Source organism: Streptomyces sp. NPDC000941, assembly GCF_053599555.1.
In genome coordinates this window covers 1-4,268 of sequence record NZ_JBSFMM010000429.1, presented here as the reverse complement: position 1 = coordinate 4,268, position 4,268 = coordinate 1, and the positions used below count along the sequence as shown (strand labels likewise).

General features: G+C 69.3%; 5 protein-coding genes and 1 pseudogene. All 6 read left to right on the top strand.

Annotation, left to right across the window (positions count from 1 at the left end):
• Nucleotides 1-238 (top strand): annotated as a pseudogene (locus ACWDSL_RS52210) (3D-(3,5/4)-trihydroxycyclohexane-1,2-dione acylhydrolase (decyclizing)); the annotation flags it as partial.
• Between the two features lie 53 nt (nt 239-291).
• Complete coding sequence (locus ACWDSL_RS52205; protein WP_450496672.1) at nt 292-1,788, top strand: CoA-acylating methylmalonate-semialdehyde dehydrogenase; 1,497 nt, start codon at nt 292-294, stop codon at nt 1,786-1,788.
• Nucleotides 1,789-1,987: 199 nt separating this feature from the next.
• Nucleotides 1,988-3,172: a helix-turn-helix domain-containing protein gene (locus tag ACWDSL_RS52200; protein WP_450496670.1), complete on the top strand. Its 1,185-nt coding sequence runs from the start codon at nt 1,988-1,990 to the stop codon at nt 3,170-3,172.
• 146 nt (nt 3,173-3,318) lie between these two features.
• Nucleotides 3,319-3,723 (top strand): hypothetical protein, encoded by a 405-nt coding sequence (locus ACWDSL_RS52195; protein WP_450496669.1) that lies wholly within the window; start codon nt 3,319-3,321, stop codon nt 3,721-3,723.
• Nucleotides 3,724-3,882: a hypothetical protein gene (locus ACWDSL_RS52190; RefSeq protein WP_450496668.1), complete on the top strand. Its 159-nt coding sequence runs from the start codon at nt 3,724-3,726 to the stop codon at nt 3,880-3,882.
• Nucleotides 3,883-3,937: 55 nt separating this feature from the next.
• The gene (locus ACWDSL_RS52185; RefSeq protein WP_450496666.1) at nt 3,938-4,210 is read left to right on the top strand and encodes a hypothetical protein; all 273 of its coding nucleotides are present in this window, start codon (nt 3,938-3,940) and stop codon (nt 4,208-4,210) included.
• The last annotated feature ends 58 nt before the right edge of the window (nt 4,211-4,268 follow it).

The window sequence follows — 4,268 nt, the reverse complement described above, 5'->3', positions numbered from 1 at the left end:
GGAGGTGACCCGCGCCGGGCGGGTGCCCCAGCGGGGGGGGCCGCCCCCCCCCCCGCGCGCCTCGGACCGGCCCACCTGCGTCTACGTGGAGACCGAAACGGCCGGCCCGGTGCCAGGCGCGCCCGCCGCCCAGGCGTGGTGGGACGTGCCCGTCGCCCAGACTGCGACCCGCCCCGCGGCCGTCAAGGCCCGCGAAACCTACGACCGGCAGGCCGCGGCCCGCCGCCGCCACCTCTGACCGCCTCCCTGATCGGTCATCGTCCGGTTTACGAAGAGAAAGGCTCCGCACCCATGAAGACCGTCAACCACTGGATCGGTGGCAAGCCCGTCGACGGCGCGTCGGGCGAGTACGGCCCGGTCTACAACCCGGCGACCGGCGCTCAGGACACCCGGGTGGCGTTCGCCTCCGTGGCCGAGGTGGACGCGGCCGTCGCCGCCGCCAAGGAGGCATTCGCCACCTGGGGCACCATCTCGCTGGCCAAGCGCACCGCGATCCTCTACAAGTACCGCGAGCTGCTGGACGCCCACCGCGACGAGATCGCCGCGCTGATCACCGCCGAGCACGGCAAGGTGCACTCCGACGCCCTCGGCGAGGTGGCCCGCGGCCTGGAGATCGTCGAGCTCGCGTGCTCCATCGCGGAGAAGCTGAAGGGCGAGCTGTCCACCCAGGTCTCCACCGGGGTCGACGTCGCCTCGATCCGCCAGCCGCTCGGCGTCGTCGCCGGCATCACGCCGTTCAACTTCCCGGCCATGGTGCCGATGTGGATGTTCCCGGTGGCCATCGCCTGCGGCAACACCTTTGTGCTCAAGCCCAGCGAGAAGGACCCCTCGGCCTCCCGGCGGCTGGCCGAACTGGCCGCCGAGGCGGGCCTGCCGGACGGCGTGCTCAACGTCGTCAACGGCAACAAGGTGGCCGTCGACCGGCTCCTGGAGCACCCGGACATCGCCGCCGTCAGCTTCGTCGGCTCCACCCCGATCGCCCGGTACATCCAGGCCAAGGCCATCGAGCACGGCAAGCGGGTGCAGGCGCTCGGCGGCGCCAAGAACCACATGCTGGTACTGCCCGACGCCGACCTGGACTTCGCCGCGGACAACGCCATCAACGCGGCGTACGGCTCGGCCGGCGAGCGCTGCATGGCCGTGTCCGTCGTGGTCGCGGTGGGCGACACCGGCGACGAGCTGGTCAAGAAGATCGCCGACCGCGCCGCCAGGCTCCGCATCGGCCCCGGCGACGACCCGGCCTCCGAGATGGGCCCGCTCATCACCAAGGAGCACCGCGACAAGGTCGCCTCGTATGTGCACGGCGCCGCGGCTCAGGGCGCCGAGGTCGTGGTCGACGGGACGGGATACTCGGTCGAGGGCCACGAAAACGGCTTCTTCATCGGTGTCTCGCTCCTGGACAAGGTCCCCACCACCGCCGACGCCTACCGCGACGAGATCTTCGGCCCGGTGCTGTGCGTGGTCCGCGCCGAGACGTACGACGAGGCCATCGAGCTGATCAACAGCTCGAAGTGGGGCAACGGCACGGCCATCTTCACCCGCGACGGCGGCGCCGCCCGCCGCTTCCAGCTGGAGGTGGAGGCGGGCATGGTCGGCATCAACGTGCCGATCCCGGTCCCCGTCGGCTACCACTCCTTCGGTGGGTGGAAGGACTCGCTCTTCGGCGACCAGCACATCTACGGCAACGACGGTGTGCAGTTCTACACCCGCGGCAAGGTCATCACCACCCGCTGGCCGGCGCCGTCGGAGGAGGTCGGCATCAACCTCGGGTTCCCGAAGAACCACTGAGGACCTGTCAGAGTCGGGCCCCCGCCGGTGCACATCCGGCGGGGGCTCGCTTCGATGGTTGGGGCTGCGCGGGGCAGGCTGGCGACGCGGGGTCGTAACGACACGGCGACGGCCCCCGCCGGGTGACGGGAGCCGATCACCGTTCCCCTGTGACAGACCAGGGGTACCGTTCTGGTGTCGATGCAGAACGGAGACCAGTATGCCCCCGAACATTGACGAGCACACGGGTGCACGCGTCGCGCGCGCCCGCAAAGTCCGCCGATTGACACAGCGCGAGTTGGCCGACCTCTCGCACGTCTCCTACAGCACCCTGACCAAAGTGGAACAGGGTGTCCTGCCCGCGAGTCCGTCCGTGACCGGCGCGCTCGCTCGTTCCCTTTCCGTTCCGGTTACCGAACTGACCGGACAGCCTTACCTCGAAGAGCTGCGGCAGGACCAGCTGGACGGCCTGATCAACCCCATCCGCGAGGCCCTGAACATCTACGACCTTGGCCCCGACCCGGACGTGACACCGCGCCCGGTAGAGGAATTGGAAGCGCACGCGGAGAAGCTGTGCGCCATGGTCCGCGCGACGAACATCAAGCAGGTCGCCGCTGACCTTCCCGGCCTGATTCATGAGGCAACGACGACGGCGCACACGAACCCGGATGACCGGAACTGGCAGTTGCTGGCGAGCGCATACCGGACCGCGTACGACGTGACGACGAAGCTCGGGTTTCCCGACCTGTGCACGGTGGCGCTGGACCGAATGGACTGGGCAGCGCAGCGAGCCTCTGACCCGGTGCTGGGCGGGATGCGTCAGTACCTGCGGGCGCTCGCCTATCTCCGGGCGAGCGACTACCGGACAGGCAATCGGCTTGTCGGGTTGGGCATGGCCACCTTGGAGCAGGCGGAGCCGGGGCGCGTGGCCGACGTCGTCATCGGACAGCTCCACCTCGGCGCCGCCGTGCTGGCGGGACGTAACAAGGACAAGGACGCCGCAGAAGGACACCTCGGCGAGGCAGGGCGCATTGCGGAGCGGACGGGTCCCGCTGAGACGGTCCACTGGCTGTCATTTGGCCCGACCAACGTAGGCGTACACCGAGTCAGCGTGCTGGCAGAACTCGACCTGTACTCCGAGGCTGTTCACTGCGGACAAGAGGTCACGATCCCGGACGGGTGGCCGCCGTCCCGGCTCGCGCATCACCACTCCGAGGTCGCTAGAGCGCAGATGTGGACGGGGCGCACGGACGCGGCGTTCAAAAGCTTGTTGAAGGCGCGCAAGCTCGCACCACAACAGACGCGGTACCACCCCACAGTGCGCGAGACATACGCCGGGCTGGAGGCAGCGAGGCGCAGGATGCCGGACACCTTCAGCAACTACGGCTCATGGCTGGGCATGTGATGTGACGCAGCGTCAACCGATGGCCGGGGCTATCAGCGACGTCTGATAGTTCCGGCCTCTGCATGTCGGCACGATGCGAGGGTCAGAAGACCCCCGCGACCGTGCGACCGGCCCGGGGGCAATGGCCCACAACTCCTGTGAGGTTGATGAGCGTGGCCTACGCTATCGCCTGGATCTTCGAAGCGCTGCTACGGCTGGTGTTACCGCCGTCCGGCCGTCACCGCGTGGCCGACACTGCCGACGGCCGTCCCGCTGTGCAGCACCGGCACGCGCCGACGATGCGCACAGCGCACGTACCCGACACACCGTCACGACGCATGGCGGCGGAGCGCGCCGACGCCTCAGCCGTCCAATTCCGCCCGGCCTTCGGACCGCCGGATGGTCACGACGCGGACATGGTCCGGCCCTATGTCTTCGCGCACGAACGGCAGCAGCGGCTGGAGCCCGCCGAGCGCCGGCTGCGGCGGCAGCGTCGGCGGGCACTGTGGCTGGCCGTGCACGGCATCGACATCGGGCCGCGCTGGATTCACGGTGTGCGGGTGGTGGCGTAGATGAACACGCCGACGAATTCCCCGCCGCAGCAGGGACAGGGCGACGGCCAGCCGGTACAGCAGGGCGGCGACGCCCGCCCGACCCTTGAGGAACTGCGGCAGCAATCTGTCGTTCTGAGCGAACAGATCGCTCAGCATCTGGGGCGGGGGGCGAAGTGAGACACGCACCCAACCCCAACGTCGATTGCGCCCGATGACGTGCCAGGGGGAAGCAGTGAAGAACGGCGGGGACTGGACCAAGGTCCTGCCCAGTCTCGCGGTCGGCGTGGTGGTCTACGACCGGCGTTACGAGATGCCCGGGACCATCGCCGACTTTGACGGGCCGATGGTGTGCCTCACCCGCCCCACGGGCCTCGCGTGGCGGTCGCACTGTGTCTCGGTGCGACCCGCTACGGCGTACGAGCGGCGGCAGCTACGGGCCATTGCCGAACTGCACGCTCAGCGCCAACGAGGCACAGCCTCCGCACCTCCCTACCAGAAGCTCTGACCGCCATTTGCGGTGAGTTTGAGACGACGACACGCCGACGCCACGGCGTGTCGTCGTC